The organism is Buchnera aphidicola (Microlophium carnosum) (genome assembly GCA_011752475.1).
In the GTDB taxonomy this organism is placed as follows: Bacteria; Pseudomonadota; Gammaproteobacteria; order Enterobacterales; family Enterobacteriaceae; genus Buchnera; species Buchnera aphidicola_BG.
This window is the reverse complement of record CP048747.1, coordinates 114,177-135,252: the sequence shown is the minus strand read 5'-3', so window position 1 is coordinate 135,252 and position 21,076 is coordinate 114,177. Positions and strand designations below refer to the sequence as shown.

General features: G+C 24.5%; 19 protein-coding genes, 1 tRNA gene and 1 pseudogene. 3 read left to right on the top strand and 18 right to left on the bottom strand.

What is annotated here, in order from left to right:
• Positions 1-2: 2 nt before the first annotated feature.
• The 7 genes from pheS to ydiK all read right to left on the bottom strand — a co-directional run bounded on the left by pheS (position 3) and on the right by ydiK (position 7,039).
• Positions 3-992 carry a phenylalanine--tRNA ligase subunit alpha gene (gene pheS / locus G4A98_00640; protein ID QIQ42160.1) on the bottom strand — a complete coding sequence of 330 codons (990 nt, stop codon included), beginning with the start codon at positions 990-992 and terminating at the stop codon, positions 3-5.
• Positions 993-1,203: 211 nt separating this feature from the next.
• The gene (rplT, locus tag G4A98_00635) at positions 1,204-1,560 is read right to left on the bottom strand and encodes a 50S ribosomal protein L20 (protein ID QIQ41735.1); all 357 of its coding nucleotides are present in this window, start codon (positions 1,558-1,560) and stop codon (positions 1,204-1,206) included.
• A gap of 41 nt (positions 1,561-1,601) precedes the next feature.
• On the bottom strand, positions 1,602-1,799 hold the full coding sequence (rpmI, locus tag G4A98_00630; GenBank protein ID QIQ41734.1) for a 50S ribosomal protein L35: 198 nt from the start codon (positions 1,797-1,799) through the stop codon (positions 1,602-1,604).
• Between the two features lie 89 nt (positions 1,800-1,888).
• Positions 1,889-2,428, bottom strand: coding sequence for a translation initiation factor IF-3 (gene infC / locus G4A98_00625; GenBank protein ID QIQ42159.1), 540 nt, complete (start codon positions 2,426-2,428; stop codon positions 1,889-1,891).
• 3 nt (positions 2,429-2,431) lie between these two features.
• Entirely contained in the window at positions 2,432-4,360 is a 1,929-nt protein-coding gene (gene thrS, locus G4A98_00620; protein ID QIQ41733.1) for a threonine--tRNA ligase, read from the bottom strand.
• A gap of 191 nt (positions 4,361-4,551) precedes the next feature.
• Positions 4,552-5,598, bottom strand: coding sequence for a 3-deoxy-7-phosphoheptulonate synthase (locus G4A98_00615; protein QIQ41732.1), 1,047 nt, complete (start codon positions 5,596-5,598; stop codon positions 4,552-4,554).
• A 358-nt stretch (positions 5,599-5,956) separates the two neighbouring features.
• Positions 5,957-7,039: an AI-2E family transporter YdiK gene (gene ydiK / locus G4A98_00610; GenBank protein QIQ41731.1), complete on the bottom strand. Its 1,083-nt coding sequence runs from the start codon at positions 7,037-7,039 to the stop codon at positions 5,957-5,959.
• A gap of 236 nt (positions 7,040-7,275) precedes the next feature.
• Here ydiK and G4A98_00605 point away from each other — a divergent pair, with 236 nt between their 5' ends.
• Positions 7,276-7,668 (top strand): iron-sulfur cluster assembly accessory protein, encoded by a 393-nt coding sequence (locus G4A98_00605; protein ID QIQ41730.1) that lies wholly within the window; start codon positions 7,276-7,278, stop codon positions 7,666-7,668.
• A 7-nt stretch (positions 7,669-7,675) separates the two neighbouring features.
• Here G4A98_00605 and tyrS read toward each other — a convergent pair whose 3' ends face one another.
• The 10 genes from tyrS to G4A98_00555 form a co-directional block, all read right to left on the bottom strand.
• Complete coding sequence (gene tyrS / locus G4A98_00600; GenBank protein ID QIQ41729.1) at positions 7,676-8,944, bottom strand: tyrosine--tRNA ligase; 1,269 nt, start codon at positions 8,942-8,944, stop codon at positions 7,676-7,678.
• Positions 8,945-9,109: 165 nt separating this feature from the next.
• Positions 9,110-11,287, bottom strand: coding sequence for a primosomal protein N' (gene priA, locus G4A98_00595; protein QIQ41728.1), 2,178 nt, complete (start codon positions 11,285-11,287; stop codon positions 9,110-9,112).
• A gap of 21 nt (positions 11,288-11,308) precedes the next feature.
• On the bottom strand, positions 11,309-11,941 hold the full coding sequence (nth, locus tag G4A98_00590; GenBank protein QIQ41727.1) for an endonuclease III: 633 nt from the start codon (positions 11,939-11,941) through the stop codon (positions 11,309-11,311).
• Positions 11,941-12,636 (bottom strand): electron transport complex subunit E, encoded by a 696-nt coding sequence (locus G4A98_00585; protein ID QIQ41726.1) that lies wholly within the window; start codon positions 12,634-12,636, stop codon positions 11,941-11,943. The genes nth and G4A98_00585 overlap by 1 nt, the downstream gene beginning before the upstream one ends.
• Positions 12,626-13,258, bottom strand: coding sequence for an electron transport complex subunit RsxG (gene rsxG, locus G4A98_00580; protein QIQ41725.1), 633 nt, complete (start codon positions 13,256-13,258; stop codon positions 12,626-12,628). The genes G4A98_00585 and rsxG overlap by 11 nt, the downstream gene beginning before the upstream one ends.
• Positions 13,255-14,316: an RnfABCDGE type electron transport complex subunit D gene (locus G4A98_00575; protein QIQ41724.1), complete on the bottom strand. Its 1,062-nt coding sequence runs from the start codon at positions 14,314-14,316 to the stop codon at positions 13,255-13,257. Before G4A98_00575 ends, rsxG begins: the two co-directional genes overlap by 4 nt.
• Positions 14,317-14,350: 34 nt before the next feature.
• Complete coding sequence (gene rsxC / locus G4A98_00570) at positions 14,351-15,907, bottom strand: electron transport complex subunit RsxC (GenBank protein QIQ42158.1); 1,557 nt, start codon at positions 15,905-15,907, stop codon at positions 14,351-14,353.
• Positions 15,908-15,970: 63 nt separating this feature from the next.
• Positions 15,971-16,474 carry an RnfABCDGE type electron transport complex subunit B gene (locus G4A98_00565; GenBank protein QIQ41723.1) on the bottom strand — a complete coding sequence of 168 codons (504 nt, stop codon included), beginning with the start codon at positions 16,472-16,474 and terminating at the stop codon, positions 15,971-15,973.
• 2 nt (positions 16,475-16,476) lie between these two features.
• Positions 16,477-17,058 carry an electron transport complex subunit RsxA gene (gene rsxA / locus G4A98_00560; GenBank protein ID QIQ41722.1) on the bottom strand — a complete coding sequence of 194 codons (582 nt, stop codon included), beginning with the start codon at positions 17,056-17,058 and terminating at the stop codon, positions 16,477-16,479.
• Positions 17,059-17,145: 87 nt separating this feature from the next.
• Positions 17,146-17,754 (bottom strand): riboflavin synthase subunit alpha, encoded by a 609-nt coding sequence (locus G4A98_00555; protein QIQ41721.1) that lies wholly within the window; start codon positions 17,752-17,754, stop codon positions 17,146-17,148.
• Between the two features lie 168 nt (positions 17,755-17,922).
• Here G4A98_00555 and G4A98_00550 point away from each other — a divergent pair.
• Both G4A98_00550 and tilS read left to right on the top strand, forming a co-directional pair.
• Positions 17,923-17,996 (top strand) — tRNA-Val (locus tag G4A98_00550).
• A gap of 32 nt (positions 17,997-18,028) precedes the next feature.
• Positions 18,029-19,350: pseudogene (gene tilS, locus G4A98_00545) on the top strand (tRNA lysidine(34) synthetase TilS).
• 45 nt (positions 19,351-19,395) lie between these two features.
• On the opposite strand, the gene G4A98_00540 reads toward tilS, so the two are convergent.
• Positions 19,396-21,042, bottom strand: a complete 1,647-nt coding sequence (locus G4A98_00540) for a methionine--tRNA ligase (GenBank protein QIQ41720.1) — start codon at positions 21,040-21,042, stop codon at positions 19,396-19,398.
• Positions 21,043-21,076 lie beyond the last annotated feature (34 nt).

Genomic DNA, 21,076 nt, shown 5'->3' with positions numbered 1-21,076 from the left:
TGCTAATTATATTTAAATTGATCTAAAAATCTTATGTCGTTTTCAAAAAAAGATCGAATATCAGAGATTCCATAGCGTAGCATTGTAATTCTTTCAATACCTATTCCAAAAGCACAAGCAGAATATATCTTTGAATTAATATTAACATTTTTCAAGACATTAGGATGTACCATTCCACATCCTAATATTTCTAAAGATTTTCCATCATGATTAATAATATCTACTTCTGCAGAAGGTACAGTAAAAGGAAAATACGATGGACGAAATTTAATAGAAACTTCTTCTCCAAAAAAATTATATAAAAATTTATATATAATCCATTTTAAATTGGAAAAATTAATATTTTTATCAACTATCAAACCTTCAATTTGATGAAACATAGGTGTATGTGTAATATCGTAATCATTACGGTACACTTTACCAGGAAAAATAAATCTAATTGGTGGCTTTTCTTTTTTCATAATGCGAATTTGCATACTTGAAGTTTGTGTTCTTAATAATCGCACATCATCAAACCAAAAAGTATCATGACTATCTCGAGCTGGATGATTTTTAGAAATATTTAAAGCATCAAAATTATGATATTCATCTTCTATTTCAGGACTATTTATTGATTGAAATCCTAATGTTAAAAAAAAATTTTTTATATGATTAATAGTATGTGTTATAGGATGTAAACAACCGCGTTCCATCCGACGTCCAGGTAAAGATACATCAATAGTTTCTTTCTTAATACGTTGTTCTAAAATCTCTATAGTTACTTTTTGTTTTTTTTGATTAATTTGTTCAATAATTTCTTGTTTTTTTTGATTAATAAAAATACTATATTGCTTTTTTTCTTCAAAAGAAAAATTTTTTAAATTTTTCATATAAGCAGTAAAAATACCTTTTTTTCCTAAATATTTCACACGAATTTTATCTAATTCTTCTATTGTTTTTGAATTTTTTATATCTATTTTAACAGTTTTGAATAACTGATTTAAATTTAACATATTATATTCTTTTTTTATTTTATTTGTATTTAAGAATGTATTTAACATACTAAAAAGCTTCCATAAAGGAAGCTTATTTTTATTCAGACGAATAAATCTAAAATTGAAATATAAAAAAAAACTCTATTAGATATAGTAATTTTTTTAAAATGGAGGGGAGATTAATTTTCCCCTCGTAATATACTTATCTTAATATACTAAAATGTAATATTTACAATAAAGCTTCTTTTGCTTTTTTTACTAATGCATTAAATGAAAATATATCAAATATTGCAATATCAGATAATATTTTTCGATCAATATTAATTGAAGCTTTTTTTAAACCAAATATAAAATTACTATAAGACATTTTACTTTGTCGAACAGCAGCATTAATACGTGAAATCCATAATTGACGGAATTGTCGTTTTCGTTGTCGTCTATCACGATAAGCATATTGACCAGCTTTAATTACTGCTTGACAAGCAACTCTATAAATACGCGATCGAGCTCCATAGTAACCTTTTGCTTGTTTTAAGATTTTTTTGTGACGAGCGTGGGCAATTACTCCACGTTTTACACGAGCCATTTATGCTCTCCTATTCGTAAAATCTTCATAAAAAAGTGAATTTACGCATATGGTAAAAAAGATTTAACTCTATCTATATCTCCTTTAGATACTAGAATCTTAGGACGAAGATGACGTTTTTTAGTTGTTGTTTTTTTCGTTAAAATATGACGTAAGTTTGCTTGTTTACGTTTAAATTTACCAGATGCAGTTTTTTTAAAACGTTTAGCTGCACTTTTTAAAGTTTTAATTTTTGGCATAAACTATTTCATTTAAATTATAAAAAAAAATATAAAAAATTGTTTAAATAATTTACATATATATTCTAAAAAAATATAATTAAACATTATTATTTTTTCTTTGGTGCTAAAATCATTATCATTTGTCGACCTTCAATTTTCGATGGAAAAGATTCTACAGTTGCTAATTCAATCAAGTCATTTTTAACTCTATTCAAAACATCCACACCAATTTTTTGATGTGCCATTTCTCGACCTCTAAATCGTAGAGTAATTTTAGTTTTATCGCCATCACCTAAAAAACGTATTAAATTACGTAATTTAACTTGATAATCGCCTTCATCAGTTCCTGGACGAAATTTTATTTCTTTTATCTGAATCACTTTTTGTTTTTTTTTCTGTTCCTTGGAAGATTTACTTTTTTCATAAAGAAACTTTCCATAATCCATAATACGACAAACGGGAGGTTCAGCATTTGGACTAATTTCAACTAAATCTAATCCTAACTCCTCAGATTTTTCTAAAGCTTCACGTAAATTAACTATACCAATTTGATCGCCTTCGACGCCTGTAAGACGAACTTTAACGGCACGTATCTCACTGTTAACTCGATTAGGACGTATCAATTGAATTCTTTTTCCACCTTTAATACTTTATTCCTCCATTTGATAAAAGTTACGAGTAATAATTTCTTTTTGTAACTTTTCAATAAAAAAATCAATATCAATCATGCCGAAATTATAACCATTTCTATTTCGAACAGATATTTTTCTAGAACTAATTTCTTTTTTACCGCAAATTAGTATATAAGGAATGCGACGTAGTGTATGTTCACGAATTTTAAAACCAATTTTTTCATTTCTTAAATCAGATTCTATACGAATGTTAACATCAGAAAATCTTATAAATAATTCTTTAACATAATCTGAGCTAATATCAGTAATACCAATAATTACTACTTGTATCGGAGATAACCATGTTGGCAAATTACCTGAACATTCTTCAATGAGTATACCAATAAATCGTTCTATTGAACCTAATATCGCTCGATGAATAATTACAGGAACTTGACGTTCATTATTTTCATTTATATAGAACGAATTTAAACGTAATGGCAAATAAAAATCAAGTTGAATTGTTCCACATTGCCAATTTCGATCTAAAGAATCTTGTAAAATAAATTCAATTTTAGGTCCGTAGAAAGCACCTTCTCCTGATTGATATTCAAATGATAAATGATTTTCTAGTAACATATCAGATAAATCTTTTTCTGATTCATCCCATAAAGAATCGGTTCCAATACGTTTTTCTGGACGAGTAGATAGTTTAACTAATATTTTTTTAAAATTAAATATGCTGTACATATCATATATCATTTTAATACAATCATTAATTTCGGCGCGTACTTGTTCTCTAGTACAAAATATATGAGCATCATCTTGAGTAAAATTTCGCACTCGCATGAGTCCATGTAAAGAACCTGAAGGTTCATTACGATGACAACTTCCAAATTCTGCCATACGAATAGGTAAATCTCGATAAGATTTTAATCTGCTATTAAAAACTTGTACATGTCCAGGACAATTCATTGGTTTAATACAATATTCTCGATGTTCTGATGATGTAGTAAAAATAGCATTTTTATAATTATCCCAATGTCCGCTTTTTTCCCAAATTGATTTATCTATCAATAATGGTGTTTTAACTTCTTTATATTGATACTCTTTTAGCTTTAATCGAACAAAATTTTGCAGTTCATTAAAAATAATCCAACCTTTATTATGCCAGAAAATCATACCCGGAGATTCTTCTTGCATATGATACAATTGAAGAAATTTTCCAATTCTTCTATGATCTCTTTTTTCGAGCTCATTTAAATAATTAAGATGTTTATCTAGTTCCTCCTTACTAGACCAAGCTGTACCATAAATACGATGTAGCATTTTATTTTTTTTATTCTTCTCCCAGTAAACCCCCCCAATTTTCTGAAGTTTAAAATATTTACAAAATTTTATATTAGAAACTTGCATTCCCATATCAAGATCTACATAATTTTCATGGTAATACAAAGAAATTTTCTTTTCACAATTGTTTTTTTTATCAATTAAAGAAATTTTATATCTCTCAAAAAATTTTTGAAAAATTTTTCTCGCTTCAGCATGAGAGACTAATTTATTTAAAATATTATATTCTTTTTTTATAAGAATATTCATATTTTTTTCTAATAAGATAAGATCTTGTTCTGAAATTTTGTTTTCGCAATCTACATCACAATAAAAACCATTTTCTATAATATTGCTTGTCGCAATTTGTGAAAAGGACCATATATTTTTTATCGCATAACTTAAAAGTTGTGCACAAGAATATCGAATAATATTTAATGTTTTATGATCTGTTTGATTAAAAAATTCTATAAAAGAATCTTCTTCTATTAAATCGTTAAAATTTGCAAAATGATTATTCACAGAAACTGCAACAAGAGATTTTATAATATTAGGTTTTTTATTTTTAATAATCTCTATCAATGGAACAGAATGCTCGTACACCTGCTGACTTCCATCAAAAAATCTTATTACAGGCATTCTTAAGTCCTTAATTAAAAATCTTAATCGTTTTTTAATATAAAAAAATCAATTATTTATAAAACATTTATATAGTATGTATTCTGATATAAAAAAAAGTTTCTATATACAAGAATATAAAGATAAATTTCGCACAACAAACTTTCAAAAAAAAAACCATGCTAGTCAATTTTTTTTGACTAGCATATAAATTAAAAACGAGCATCTACAGCATCTGCTAATTGTTTAATAATTAACGTGCTATCCTTCCAATTTAAACAAGCATCAGTAATTGATTTACCATATATTAATGGTTGAGTATTAGTTACTGTTTGAAAACCTTCTTCTAAAAAGCTTTCAATCATAACACCAAATATAGCTCGAGAACCATGAGAAATTTGATATGAAACAGAATTAGAAACATTTTTTTGACGAAGATGTTCTTTCAAACAATTACCGTGACTAAAATCAATCATTAAATGTTCTACTAGATTAAACTCACGTAAATGTTTTACTGCTAAATTAATATCATCAGCATGGTAATTAGGAGAACGACCACCTCGCATAATTATATGCCCATATGGATTACCACTAGTATGATTAATGGTCATTTGTCCATCTTTATTAGGGGCTAAAAATAAATGTCGAACTTTTGCTGCGCGAATCGCGTCAATTGCAATTCGTATATTACCATCAGTACCATTTTTAAAACCTACTGGACAAGACAATGCAGAAGCCATTTCTCTATGAATTTGACTTTCTGTTGTTCTTGCTCCAATAGCGCCCCAACTAATTAAATCTGCAATAAACTGACCTATAACCATATCGAGAAATTCTGTTGCTGCAGGCATACCTAATGCATTAATATCTAACAATAATTTACGAGCTACAGCTAATCCATGATTAACTCGAAAAGTCCCGTTTAAATCTGGATCTGAAATCAGTCCTTTCCATCCAACAACTGTTCTCGGTTTTTCGAAATATGTACGCATTACAATTTCAAGACGATCTTTGTATTTTACTCGTAATTCATATAATCGATGTGCATATTCTACTGCAGCAATGGGATCATGAACTGAACATGGACCTATTATAACAAGTAATCGCAAATCTTTTCCAGTCATAATGCGAGCAATATTTTGTCTCGTTGCAATAACAGTGTCCATAATTTCCGAAGTAATCACATATTGCTTTGCTAATTCAGCTGGAGTTATTAATGGATCAATTCGTATTGTACGTAGTTCATCTGTTTTTTTCATTTTGTTCTCTAAATGAATTTTTTTATTCTGGAAAGAATATGAAGATTTGATAACAATCATAAAAAAACTAACTAGTCATAATCTTGTTTCTAATAGTTTTTAAAATACTCAATAGAATAATATTCATAATATTAGGAGCAGAATTTTTAATAGTATACTTTAAATAATATGACAGAAGTTTCGAACAGAAAAAAATGAAAATCAAATCCTATAAAAAATTATAGTTGTATAGTATGATTAATTTTCTGTTTAGTAATTTCTAGATATAACTAAATTATTTCTTCTATATTATCATAATTTAGATTATATTTAATTAAAAGTATTTATTTTATCTATTGTCTTGATATCAATTAAAATTTTATTTTAACGATGTATTTTCTAAAAAAGATGTAATTGAAATTCCATACATCCATGATATTATTAAACGATAAAATATTACTAATACTACTGGACCAATAAATAAACCAAGTATTCCAAAAGTCACTAAACCACCCAATACTCCAGATAAAGTCAATAAAATAGGTAAATCAGCTCCTAGACGTATAAAAAACGGTCTAAGTATATGATCAAGTATGAATACCAAACAACTCCAAATTAATAATATTGTGCTCCAAGTAGTATCATCATTCCAATACAGCCATATAATAGAAGGTATTAAAATAGGCAACGGTCCTATCTGTATTAAACAAGAGAAAAAAATTATTATCATTAAAAAAGCCCAAATAGGAATACCAGAAATCAATAATCCTATACCAGACAAAAGAGCTTGTATGAAAGCTGTTACTGCAACACCTAATGCAACAGCTCTCACTGCTTGAGTTGCTAGTAAAATAATAGTATACCCATTTTTTGCACTAATACGATATGCAAAACGATGAATAATATTACTGATTTTTTCACCATTCCAATACAGTAAAGCACTAAAAAATAGCATTAATATTAAATGTACAAAAAACAATCCACAATTTTTAGCTTGCAGTATAACAAATTCAGTTGTACGTCCCATGTAGGGTCTTATTTCACGAATTAACTCACCTCCATCACTATCTAATAATTCTTGATAATTAATGAATATTTTTTTACCAATCAGGGGAATATCTTGAAGCCATACTAATTCTGGAAATTCTAAAATATTTGAGCTAAACCAATGAATAATAGGTATACTTGTTGCAATTAAACTGTTTACTAAAAAAAATATTGGAATAATCAAAAACAGCAGTAAAGTAATAATCATCACCATTACTGCGAGTGAACGCTGTCCACCTAAAAATCTCTGTATTGTTAACATAATAGGCCAAGTAGCAATTACAATCATACTCGCCCAAGAAAATCCCAACATAAATGGATGAATTACTAAAAAACTTATTACACCTATAGAAATAATAAATATTAGTGATAAAATAGACTGCGATAAATCCATTTTCTCTTTTGGATTTTGCATATAATGTTTGTACCTCAATATTTTTATATTATAAATAATTTCTTGTAAAATTAATGTAGTTTTATAAAAAAATTTTATATTTCTATAGAAATATAAAATAATTATAACATCAAAATTTATAAAAATAATTAATAAAAAATAATATTGTTTAATATACAAATACTCATTGACAATAGAAGCATATCTCAATTCATTTTTTTTATTTCTATAAATATATTTTACAAAAAGAGGACATTATGAATAAAGATAAGGCTAGTACTTATTTACCAAATCAAAATATATGGAATAATATTTTAATAACTAACAATGCCATAAAACAAATATTATTTCTAATTAATTTAAATTCTGATAATATAGGGATAAGATTAAGTGTAAAAAAATCAGGATGTGCAGGCTTCCGCTATACTATGAAATTAGTAAAATCTTCAGATTTTAAAAAAGAAAAAGATAAAAAAGAAATAAGTTTTTTTTATAAAAATATTCTCGTATATATATATTCTAAAGATATACCATTTTTAGCAGGAGTGACAATAGATTTTGTGAAAAATAATATTAATCAAATATTTAAGTTTTACAATTCTAAATTAGAAAATTTTTGCGGTTGTGGCGAAAGTTTTTCAATAAATTAAAAATAAATTACCAACATAACAAAGAATGATTTTTTTTACCTCTAGATAATAAAGTAAACTTCCCAAACAATTTATCTTGGTTATTAAAAATATGATTTTTTCTTATTTTTTGAGTATTGATAGATATAGAATTTGAAATTATCATATTTTTAGCTTGAGTACGAGATTGTGCTAATGAAGTTAATACTAATGCTTCTTGTAAATCTTTCATTTGATTGACTTTAATAAATGGTATACCATCTTTTTTTAATTGCTGAAAATCAGATTCTTGAATATTAGTAATATTTTTAAAAAATAAGAATTCTGTAATTCTTTCTACTGCTAATAAATTTTCTTTTCCATGTACTAACTGAGTAATATTTTTTGCAAGAAAAGACTTGTCATCAATGATTTGATTATTAATGTGCTTTTTTTGTTCTCTTTTATTGATTTCTACTATCTTTATAAAAGTAAAAATCTTTAAAAAATGATAGACGTTTTCATCTTCTATATTCATCCAAAATTGATAAAATTTATAAGGACTAGTTTTATTTGCATCTAACCATATAGTTCCTGATTCTGTTTTACCAAATTTCATGCCATTAGATTGTATAAGAAGAGGTACAGTCAAACCATATACTTCTTTCTTAGATCTACGGTGTATCAAATGCATCCCTGAAGAAATATTGCCCCATTGATCAGCTCCCCCAATTTGCAGAACTACTTCATATTGTTTATTTAAAATAAAAAAATCATATGCTTGTAATAAATTATAAGAAAATTCTGTAAATGAAATACCTTGATCTGGTCTTGTAATACGTTTTTTCACTGCTGCCCGATTGATCATAGTATTAATTGAAAAATATTTTCCAACATCTCGTAAAAAAGATAATATATTAATATTATTAAACCATATATTATTATTTAATAACAAAGCACTATTTTCCCCACAATTAAAATCTAAAAAAGAAGAAATTTGTTTGCTAATTTTTTCTGTCCATTTATTAATATTATTATTAGTATTAAAAATACGTTCTTTTTCTTTAAAACTAGGATCTCCAATTAAACTTGTAGCTCCTCCTACGAGTACTATAGGTCTATGACCTGCTATTTGAAATCTTCTTAAAGTAATTAAAGGTAAAAGATGACCTATATGAAGACTTTCATCTGTAGGATCAAAACCACAATACAAAGAAATTCTTTTATTTTGAATGAGTGTACTTAAATTATCTTCATTAGTAATATGAGATATTAATCCTCTATTGCGTAATCTTTTAATTAAATTAAATTCACTCATTAAAACCTCTTTTTTAATATTAATTTTTTACAAATCAAAAACTATCTATAAATGGATTTAGATTTTATATTTTTTAAAAAATATTTTATTCTAATTTCATTAAAACTTCAATGAGTAAAATATAAAATCAATAATTATTTCTTAACATATGTATTCTATTTAATTTTAATTTGGATCAATATCTAAAAACCAATTAACTCGTTTAGAAATAGTAAAAATATCAATTAAATCAATGGATTCATTTAATATATTATTAAGCAAAATACGTGAAGAGCATTGAATTAATAATTTATGAAAATACTTTTTTTTATTTTTTAATACAAATGTATTATGAGGACCTATAAACCATAAAAAACAATTGTATTTATTAGATTTTTTTTGTAGTATTTTACGAATTAAATTTAAAAAAATTATATTATATTCAGCACGTACACTTTCTGAATAAACGATACTATGAAAACTCCAAGGAGGTAGTAAAAATTGTTTTCGAATTAGTAATATTTTTCTTGCAAACGAATAATATCCGTCATTACATATTTCTTTTAAATTTAGATCATTAGGAAATGATGTTTGTATTAATATTTTAAATGACTCTTTTAAATTTCTAGTTAATTGAGTTAAATTGATGTAAAATTGAGCAAAATATTCTATGGATCGGAAGTTAAAAGATAAAAAATAATTATCAATACAAGTTAAGACAATTAATTTGATATGAGGAAAATAGCAATGTTGAACAATTTCTTCTGTTACAATAATAATACAAGGACTAGAAATAGAAAATTCAAAAATCTTTATATTGAATATTTTTTTATTTATATGTTTTTTATTTAATAAGAAAAATAATGGAATATTTGGGAAAATATCCCGTATTTTATTTTGAATTTTTTCTATATCTATATTTATTGCCACTAAAGAAACATATCCACAATTATAACAAAAAATTGGTTTTTTAATGTAAGTTAAACAAAATTTACAAAACAAAATATTACGATATTGATTAATTTCTAAATAATGATTGCAACTACTACATTCAAATATCCAATGACATTTATTGCATTTTAATACAAAAAAAAATAAACTAAACTTATTAAAAATTAATAAAACTTGTTTCTTTTTAAAGTTTTTATAAATTTCATTTATTAAAGTTAAAGATAAACCAAATTTTATTTTGTCTTTTTTTAAATCAATAATACGATGATTTAATTGATTTATATAATTATATTGTTCTAATTCAATATAAAAACACTTTTTGTGCAAAATATTATACAATGTTTTTAATGATGGAGTTTCTGAGTCTAAAATTATAGGTATATTTTCTTTATATGCTCTCAATATCCCTAAATCTCTAATATTATATCTGCATTGATCCGTACTCTTGTATTGCAAGTTATGTTCTTCAAGAACAATAATAACACCTAATTTTAAAAAAGGTAAAAAAATACTTGTTCCTGTACCAATAACAATAGAATTTTCACCATTTTTTGTTCTAATCCAATTTTTAAAGTGTTTAGTACTAGTTAATTTTGAATGCATTATATCAATAGATACATTAAAATATTTTTTTAAAAAAACTAAAATGATATTTATATTTTTAATGTAAGGAACTAAGATTAAAATTTGCATCTCTTGATATAATACTGAATTAATTAAACCCAAATAAAATTTAACTTTAGAATATAAATTAATTTTGGTTAACAACCAAGATGAAAAACGTTTTCTTATTAAAATATTATCAAGAACAATTGATATTTTTTTATTGAAAAAAACATTCTTTAGTATAAATGTTTTTTTTTTAAAAAATACTTCATAATTAATATTTCTTGTACATAACTCTTGATTTTCTAATTTCTTTAAAATCACATGAGATAAGTTATATTTTTTTAATTCAGTACTTAAAATATTTGTTTTTTTTAAAAAAAGCAAAGTATATAATTGTCTTTTTTTTCTTTTCAAACAATTCAAATCTAATTCTTGACCCTTTTTTGTTATACTCCACTGACAAATATATTTATTTTTTATAACATGACTAGAACGTAAGATCTTTGGTAAAATTGAAAAAAATAAATTCCCAATAGGACAATGACAATGTTTATTGATCCAATTAATAAGATCTAATATAATATTGGTATAAAGTGACTTAGTATCAATCAATGCTTTAACATATTTAAAATTTAGTTTACTTATATCATTTTTTTTATAAAAAGCGACTACGATACCTATAATACATTTAGAATTAAAGGGAACTAAAATTCTTCCTCCAATTACAGGATACATAAAATCAGGCATAAAATATTTAAAATATTGTCTGATAGGAAGAGGTAAAACAACTTTTACAATAATCACTTATACATCCATAAAAAAATATTAAAAAATTTTCTTGTTAAACTCACATAATTTAAATATTAGACATATATTACATTTAATTTTCCGAGCAGTGCAAATATACCTCCCGTGTAAAACAAACCAAGAATGAAAATTTAATTTAAAAATATTAGGAACTACTTTAATTAATTTTTTTTCAACTTCTTTCACATTTTTCCCTTTAGCAAAATTAGTACGATTCGATACCCTAAAAACATGTGTATCTACAGCAATAGTTTTCTTTTTGAATAATATATTTAAAATAATATTAGATGTTTTTCTTCCTACACCAGGTAAAGACTCTAATTCAATACGATTGTTTGGAACTATTCCATTGTATTTATTTAATATTAAAAAAGAAGTACGAATAATATTCAATGCTTTAGTATTATATAAGCCAATATTTCTAATATAATTTTTCAGATTGTTTAATCCTAATAACAAAATACTTTCAGGAGTATTTGCTCTTTGAAATAATATTTTAGTAGTTTTATTTACAGAAAAATCAGTAGATTGAGCGGACAGAATTACAGATAACAATAATTCAAAGTCAGAAGAATAAACTAATTCTATGTTCGGGTCAGGATATTTTTTGTAAAAAAGTGATAAAATATTATAACGTTTTTTGTTATTCATTATTGTATTATTTTTTTTATTTTATTAGTACACAAACATGTAACAGTATTTTTTCTTGTATTTTTTTGATAGTGCAAATCGATAAAATTTTTAATAGCAATTATAAAACCTAATATTAAAAAACCACCAGGAGGGAGAATAGCTAAAATTATTGTATATTGTTTATCTAACAATGTAATATACATAGAATTATCTATATTAGATATAATTTTATTAATCCCAAAAAATAAAGTTCCATTACCTAATATCTCACGCATAGAACCTACTATAAACATAGCAAAAGTTGAACCTAAACCTATAAAAACACCGTCAAAAAAAGATTCTATTATAGAATTTTTATAAGCAATAAGATCTGCTCGTCCTACAATAATACAATTAGTAACTATTAATGGAATAAAAATACCTAAAGATTGATATAAATTAAATTGATAAGCATGAAGCAACATTTCTATCGCTGTAACAGTAGAAGAAACAATCATCATATAAATTGGGATTCTTAAATCATTAGGTATAATTTTTTTACAAATAGAAATTGTCGTATTTGTAAAAGTTAATACTAAAGTAGTTGTTATCCCTAAACCTATAGCATTTACAGAATTTGTTGTCATGGCTAAAACAGGACATAATCCTAATAATTGCACTAAAGAAGAATTTCTTTTCCATAATCTATTATATAGAAAATATTTAATATTCATGAATATCCTTATGTAAAAAATCAAACATTGACGGTATATTTTTAATAAAAATCACTGTTCTTTTAACAGCATTTGTTACTGATTGCGGTGTTATTGTTGCTCCTGTAAACTGTTCAATTTTTCCTCCATATTTCCTCAATGAGAAATCTTTATCTTCTATAGAAGATACGTACATACCAGTAAATTTACTGATCCAATCAGAAATAGACAATTCAATTTTATCTCCAATTCCAGGTGTTTCCCTATGAGATAAAACTCTTACACCAATAATTTTTCCATTAAAATATGCTGCTACTAACATGTAAATAGAGCCCGAATACCCATCAGGGGCTATAGTTTCAACAATTGCTGCTTCAGGTTTTTTATTTTTAAACAATAACCATAAATTATGCGTTTTATAATCTCCTAATAATTTACTTTTAATTTTATATGATATTTTTTTAAATGTATTATATATATTCGAAGGAACAACCTCTTCTAATATTTTTTTTTTTTCTTTTTCTCGTTGACTAATGATTTTATTTTTTGTGATGTCATTTATGAATACTGTTCCAGATATGGATATAATTGAAAAAAAACTTATTAAAAAAGCGTGTTTGAATATTTTTTTGAAAATTTTCATATATTATAATGACCATATCCAGAAGTTTTTGTGTAATGATCTATAAATGGCACTGTCATATTTGCGAATAAAACAGAAAAAGCAATTGCATCAGGATAATCACTATAATTTCGAATAATCCAAACTAAAACGCCAATAATAATGCCAAAAATTATTTTCCCTATATTAGTACAAGAAGTTGTTACTGGATCAGTAGCAATAAAGAATGCACATATCATAGTTCCTCCAGAAAAAAAATGAACTAATGGAGACATAAATAACTCTTGCGAAAAAAAATAAGTTATCATTGACAAAACTCCTAAAGTAGTTAAAAAACTTATCGGAATACGCCAACAAATTATTCGTATAAACAATAAAAAAACACCACCTAAGAAAAAGCTGATATTTATATATTTCCAACTATTTTGAATAGTATTTTTTTTGTTTTTTAATATATATTCTTTTGATAAAAAATTATCTTTCAAATGAGATTTAATCTTAAAATTATCTAAAGGAGTAGCTTCTGTAAAAGCATCTGGAATAATTTTAAAATTAGTATTATCCACACTACTAGTTCCATCAATCATATATGCATCATGTTTTAAAAAAATAGTGTATGTAGATTTTTTAAAATCATCAAAAAAAGATATAGAAAAATCTCTTTCGTGCCAATTATTCATGTAAATTGGAAAAGATATTAATAATACTGCATATCCAACCATAGCTGGATTGAATATATTTTGACCAAGACCACCATATAAATGTTTAGTAACAACGATAGAAAAAAATAACCCGATAATGACTATCCACCAAGGAAGTAAAGAAGGAACACTAACTCCAAATAAAACTGACGTTAAAATCGTAGAATTGTCTTGTAAATTAGTTTTAAGTTTTTTAAAACGCATTTTTAAAATAATAGTCTCTAATAACAAAGCAGTTAATATAGAAAATAAAATTTGTATCAAAGTACCGCTACCAAAAAAATAATATTTAACAAATATTCCTGGAATACAAGCCATAATAACCAAAAACATTATTTTTCTAACGCTGTAAATATGGTATATATAAGTAAAGTTCATTTTTTTTTCTTAAATTATATACTAATATAAAAATTTATTTTTTAGATTGCATACGTTCTATTGCATCTTGAATTATTTTTTTTCGCATATCTTTTTTTATATTATTACTTTTTTCATCTTTTTGTCGCATCAAAAATAAATTACTGTGTTTTACTAAAATATCATTTTTGTGATCCATGTTACTTATTCTTTTATTATCTAACAATCGTTTTTCTCGTTTTTTAAATCGAATTAATGATATTTTTTTACGATCATTCTCTAATTTAATAGTCTTTAAAATTGTTTTCTCTTTTTTAAAATATTTTACTAGTGGAATATGACTCGGACATACCTTTTCACACGCTTTACATTCAATACAATCTAAAATATAGTGTTTTTTTGTTTGTTCATGATTATTTGTTTTACTATACCAATAAAGTTGTTGGGGAAGTAAATTTACAGGACATACATGTGAACAATAACTACAGCGAATACAAATCTGTTCAGGAATATTTTTATATTCTTCTTTTGTCGATTTAATGAAAATACAATTTGTCTTCTTTAATATAGAATAATTGATATTATCAATTCTTTTTCCCATAAATGGTCCGCCTAAATATACAGATTCAAGAAAATGTTTATTCAGTGTATTTTTAGTTAAGAAATACTTTATCGGAGTACCAATTCTGACCCAGAAATTACCAGATAAAAAATTTTTATCTCCTAAAAAAGTTATAACACGTTCTGTTAATGGTTCTCCATTAACAATTGCTTTTTTTATAGAAAATATTGTAGCAACATTAAAAATAAGATATCCGATATCTATAGAATGTTTTTTATGAGGTATTTCTTTTCCTGTTAAGGATTTAATCAGTACTTTACTACTACCTCCAGGATATTTCTTTTTAATAATGCGAATTTTAAATAATGATTCATTTTTAATAAAATTATAAATTTTTAAAATTGATTGAATGCTATCTTCTTGAATAGCAATCAAAACTATTTTAATTTTAGTTATCCAACAAATAATCTTGCATCCTATTAAAATTTCATCTATATGATTATAGATTAAACAATTATCTGCTGTTATATAAGGTTCACTTTCTACAGCATTTACAATTAAAGTATGTGTTTTGTTAAGACTTAACATTAATTTTTTTGCAGAAGAAAATTGACCTCCTCCAAGACCAACAATACCCGATTGATAAATTATTTTAATTAATTTTTCAGGAGTATATTCTTTATAATTTTTGATCTTTTTTAATCTAATCCATTTATCTAAATAATCAGAAGAAATTATAATCCTTATACTGTTTTTATATTTTTCAACAGGATGCGAATCAAAATGAATATTCTCTATCACACCTGAAGTTGGCGCATGAACAGGAACATTAACAATATTACCAAAAACTAAAGGTTGCCCACGTAAAACTTTTTCGTGTAATTTGACACGCAATGTTGTATCACAACAATTATTTTTTATAAGAACAGAAAATTTATCAGGAAGAGGTAAAGATTTTAATGATAAATTACTAGATTGTTTTTTTTTAAAAGAATATTTTAATCCACCCTTAAAATTATATTTTTTTTTATATTGAAAACAAAAAACAATAATTTTTCCCAGAATCTTATAGAAAAAATTTTTTTTAAAAAATTTTTTATGATTAATTTTATATTATTCATACGTCTCTTTTTTTATTTTAATACAATTAGTAGGACAATGTGATAAACAAATATTACAACCAGTACAAAATTCTTCCAGTACTGTATGCATAAAATTAGGAGCTCCAACTATGGCATCTACTGGACAAAAAATAGCGCATTTTGAACATCCAACACAGTTTTTTTCATCAATCTGTACAGTAGTATATTTTTGTTTTTGATTGTTATTAACAATTAAATTCTCTTGAGGGTTTTCTAGGTTCAATACATTAGCTATTTCTAACACAAGATCAGTACCACCAGGAATACATTTATTAATTTTTTCAGAATTTTTAACGATTGCTTTTGCGTAAGGATAACATCCAGAATATCCGCATTGAGCACATTGACTTTGAGGTAATAATGTATTAACTATTTCTATAGCAGGATCTTTTTGTAATTGAAACTTATAAGAGGCAAAGCTTAATACAATACCTAATAGAAAAGATAAAATACCAAAAATAATAAGTATTAACATAATTAAAATTTTATTAAACCTTTGAAACCCATAAATGTAATAGATATTAAACTTACAGTGATTAAAATAATAGGAGCACCTTGAAATGGTAAGGGAATATCAGATAATATTATACGTTCACGAATGCAAGCAAAAATAATCATAACTAAAGTAAATCCTAATGATGCACTTATTCCATAAAATATACATTCTAAAAATGTATGATGTAAATATAAACTAAATAATGGAATAGCTAAAACTGCACAATTAGTCGTAATTAATGGAAGGAAAATTCCAAGTAAACGATACAAAATAGGACTAGTATTACGCAATACTATTTCTAAGAATTGAACGCTAACTGAAATAATCAACATATACGCTATAATTCTTAAATAAACTAAATCAAGAGGTAATAAAATAAAAAAATTAACACACCATAATAATATTGAAGATATAAGTACAACAAAAGTCGTTGCAAAACTCATTCCAAATGCAGTGTTAATTTTACTTGAAGCTCCTAAAAAAGGACATAAACCAAGAAATTTCACTAAAATAAAATTTTCAATTAATATGTTAGAAATAAAAAATAAAATATAATGTTTCATTTATAATTCCTACAATTAAGTATATGAATTTTATTCTTAATCATCAAATCATTGTACATTATTATTCATATAAAATTACGAAATATATTAAATACGTTTATTTATTAATCGTTCAGTAGTATCTACGATTGTTTGAGTATAAAAATCAATTTCAATATTCACAATACTACCATGACTTTTATTTTTTATAGTAGTAGATGAAAAAGTATGAGGTATAATATTTACACAAAATTCATTATTAATAATATCACTAACAGTAAGACTAATCCCATCAACACAAATAAATCCTTTGCAAAAAATATACTTCATTAATAATTTATTTTTCATTTTTAACCATATAATACAAGTATCATGTGACTTTACTATTTTAGAAATCTCAGCAGTATTCATAATATGACCAGAAATAATATGACCACCAATTTCATCACCATATTTTGCTGATCTCTCAATATTAATATCATCTCCAATTTCTAATATTCCTAAATTAGTAATTTTTAATGTTTCTTCTACAACATCACATGTTATATAAGAATTATTAATTAATCTTACAGTTAAACAACATCCATTATGTGATATTGACTCACCTAACTTTAAATTTTTAGATAAAATAGATGGCATCTTAACTGTATAGCTATAATTTTTTTTTTTATCTATAGAAACAATACTCGCAATTCCATTTATGATACCTGTAAACATAATATCTCCTTAAAAATAATATTTTTTAATTTATATGTATATACTTCTAATATAAAAAACAAAAAATTTTTATTAATTTTAAATTTTAAAAAAAAGTATTTTTATGTTATATTAATAATATACAATTGACATTGTAAAACAAAATAAGAAAAATTTTTTTTAATGTTTACGTTCGTAGCTCAATTGGTTAGAGCGCTACCATGACATGGTAGAAGTTGGTGGTTCAAGTCCACTCGAACGTATTAAAAAATATAAATTTATAGGTAATGTTTATTTGATCGAAAAAATTATTAAAAAATATAAAAAAAAATCATTTTTAATAGCTTATAGTGGCGGATTAGATTCTACAGTGCTTCTTTATCAGTTGTTAGAAATAAAAAAAAAAATCGTATTACAATACGCGCCATTCATATTAATCACAATCTTACTTTAATTTCAAAACAATGGACAGAACATTGTAAAAAAATTTGCGATACCAATCATATACCTTTAATTGTTGAAAATATTAACATTGCAAAAGACACAAATAATCTTGAAGAAAGATTAAGAATAAAACGATATAATATTATATACAATCATTTATGTACTAATGAAATATTACTCACTGGTCATCATATGAATGATCAATGCGAAACATTAATTTTATCTTTAAAAAGAGGAAGTGGTCCTACTGGACTTTCTAGTATGTCTTTTGAAACTTCATTTGGAACAAAAAAAATAGTTCGTCCTTTTCTAAAAAAAACAAAAAAAGAATTAAAATTATGGGCTAAAAAAAAAAATTTACATTGGATTGAAGATTTTAGCAATTTTAATATTGATTATGATCGTAATTTTATACGAAATAAAATTATTCCTATATTAGAAAAAAGATGGCCTTACTTTATCAAAAATTGTTTCCGTACAACAAATATATGCCAACAAGAAACTATATTACTAAATTACTTTCTTCATGAAAAAATTCATGTATTTATAAAATTTGATGATTCTTTAAATATTGAAAATTTTAAAAGTATAAAAAAAGAAATATGTACAGCATTAATTAGATATTGGATCTCGTTAAAAAAAATAAAAATGCCATCTTATAAAAATATACAATGTATTTATCATCAAATGATTTTTAGTCGAATAGACGCAGATCCTAAAATAATTTTAGAAAAACATGAAATTAGACGTTATAAGAAATCATTATACTTTATAAAAACACAATCTAATATTAAAAATACTTTATTGTTTTGGCATAACAAAAATAAAAAATTGACACTGCCTAATAATTTAGGAGAATTAATAAAAGATAATAATGGCATGATACTCCCTGCACCTGAAAATAATGAATTAATTAATATTCGTTTTCAATATGAAGGAGACATTCTAATATTAGGAAGAAATAAAAAAAGAAAAATAAAAAAAATTTGGCAAGAAAAAAATATTCCTCCCTGGTTACGTAACCAAATTCCACTTCTGTTTTATAACAATAACTTTATTAGCGCTATAGGAATATTTGTTATTAATATAAAAAATAAAAAAAGAAACACCTGGACAATATCTTGGCGAAATAATTTAAAATTAGATAATAATAACTTATTTTCGTTTTATTAAAATTTTTATTAAATGCAACTATTATGTATTTTAATAAAAAATTTATTACTCTTGACTTAATTTAATTAATTCCAAAATTTTTTTAATACTAATTCTTTTATATAAAGGTATAAATTCATTAATTTGGTGAGATAATAGTGGATTTTTAATATCGTTCCAAGTTAATTTTGATAGTAAAAAAGATTCTGTTTTCATTGCTAAATCAGGTATAATTGGTTTTAAAAAAATCATAACAATTCTAAATAAATTGATACCCATTGTACAAATTTTTTGTAATTCAATAATATTTTTTTCTGTTCGTTCAATTTTCCATGGTTTTTTTTTATTAATATATTGATTAGCTACATCTAATAATCTCATCGATTCTCTTACAACAAAATTAAATTCACGATTTTCTAAGAAACTTTCAATATTACTGCTTGCATTAACAAAATATTGATATAGTTTCATGTCACTTAATGTACTGGATAAATATCCATTAAAATATTTATTAATAAAACTAGCATTTCTTGAGGCTAAATTAACTAATTTATTTACAATATCACTATTTATTTTACAAACAAAATCTTCTAAATTAATTTCAATATCGTGAATTTTATTAGATGACTTGCTTGCATAATAATAACGTAAACTATCTGAATCAAAACATTTAATCCAATCTCTAGCTTTAATTAAAGCACCTCGTGATTTTGATAATTTCAATCCGTTTATCGTAAGATAACCATGAACAAAAATTTTATTAGGTTTTCTAAAAGAAAAAGCTTCTAATATTGCAGGCCAAAATAAAGTATGAAAATAAATAATATCTTTTCCAATGAAATGGTATAGTTCATAACTAGATTTTTCATTCCACAATTCATGAAAATTTAATTTTTTATTTTTAAAACAAAGATTTTTGAATGTACTAATATAACCAATAGGAGCATCAAGCCAAACATAAAAATATTTATTAAGATATTTAGGAATTTTAAATCCAAAATAAGGTGCATCTCGAGAAATACACCATGATTTTAAACCTACTTTAAACCATTCTTCTGTCTTTTTAATTACTGAATTTTCTAAAACACCAGAATGTATCCATATTTTCAGCATATCACTAAAGAAAGGCAAATCAAAATATAAATGTTTTGTATTTTTTAAAATAGGTTTTGTTCCTGAAATCACAGATATTGGATTAATTAAATCTATAGGTTCATAAGTTGAACTACATATTTCACAATTATCACCATATTGATGTTTGGATCTACAAATCGGACATGTACCTTTGATAAATCGATCTGGAAGAAAAATTTTCTTTTCATCATCATACAATTGAGAGATTTGTTTTTCTTTAATTAAACCTTGTTTATTCAAACATGTAAAAATTTTTCTTAATAAATATAAATTTTCTACACTATGAGTTGAATAATAATTATCATGTGAAATTTTAAAATTTAAAAAATCTATTTGATGTTCTTTTCTAATATTTTTAATCAGTTCATTAGAAGATATTCCCAAATCTTTAGATTTTAACATTATCGCAGTACCGTGTGCATCATCAGCGGAAACAAACCATACTTCATGACCACGCATTCTATGATAACGCACCCAAATATCTGCTTGAATATGTTCCAACATATGTCCAATATGAATCGAACCATTTGCATAAGGTAAAGCACAGGTAACTAAAATTTTTCTAAGTACACTTGTCATAATATTATATTTTTTTAAATGAAAAATATGATGT